The following is a 657-nucleotide window of genomic DNA, read 5'->3' as shown; positions in this document are numbered from 1 at the left end:
CCCGTCACACCGCTGCCGGTGATAGTGATATCACCGCTTTGCCCGTTGGCACCTGTCGAAACGATGGCAACATTACGTCCACCGGTAATCGTGCTGCCAGTGACCTGATTTTGTTCCAGTTCGGAAGTGGATTTACTTTTACTCGCACCGATATTGACCTGCAACTGGACCAGGTTGCCATCCACTTTGCCATTCATCAACTGAGACGCCTGCGTTGCGGTCCCGTCCATCGAGGACATCCAGCCCTGCTCCACCGCCTGCACGCCATACAGTGCTTTCATTCGGCCGTCGCCGGTCTGTGAGGCCTGTTTGGCAATGCTGGTGAGCGACAACAGCGCATCCGTCACCGGGCTCGACAGCGAGACCGTCAGGCCGCTTTGTTTCTGCTCGTATGATTTGTTTGCGGGTCAGCATGTCATTGCCGGGGTCAACCGTGACCGAGCCGCCGACGATGTTGACGTCATTTTTAGCGATCACATCCGAGCCACCGATATGCGCCTGTTCACCGGCAATCAGATTCACGTTGCCGCCGGTGCTGCCGACGGCACTGCTGCTCTGGCTCTGGGTGGTGCCGTCCTGATTGATTTGCTGACGCGAGGATTTGCTGCCGAACGTCACGCCCAGACCGCCTCCGCTGAACATGCCGCTGGTTTTTTT

At 57.7% G+C, this 657-nt stretch carries 1 protein-coding gene and 1 pseudogene; one reads left to right on the top strand and one right to left on the bottom strand.

Annotated elements, in window-relative coordinates:
* Window positions 1–332, bottom strand: a 332-nt coding sequence (locus UC14_RS27330) for a hemagglutinin repeat-containing protein (protein WP_305000125.1), incomplete at its 3' end; no start/stop codon positions are given.
* On the opposite strand from UC14_RS27330, the pseudogene UC14_RS27325 reads away from it, so the two are divergent.
* Window positions 322–657: pseudogene (locus UC14_RS27325) on the top strand (hypothetical protein); the annotation flags it as partial. The gene UC14_RS27330 and the pseudogene UC14_RS27325 overlap by 11 nt on opposite strands.

Source organism: Rahnella sp. NRRL B-41462 (assembly GCF_003263525.1).
Classification (GTDB): domain Bacteria; phylum Pseudomonadota; class Gammaproteobacteria; order Enterobacterales; family Enterobacteriaceae; genus Rahnella; species Rahnella aceris.
The sequence above is the reverse complement of the archived record's forward strand: the minus strand, read 5'-3'. Positions and strand labels throughout refer to the sequence as shown.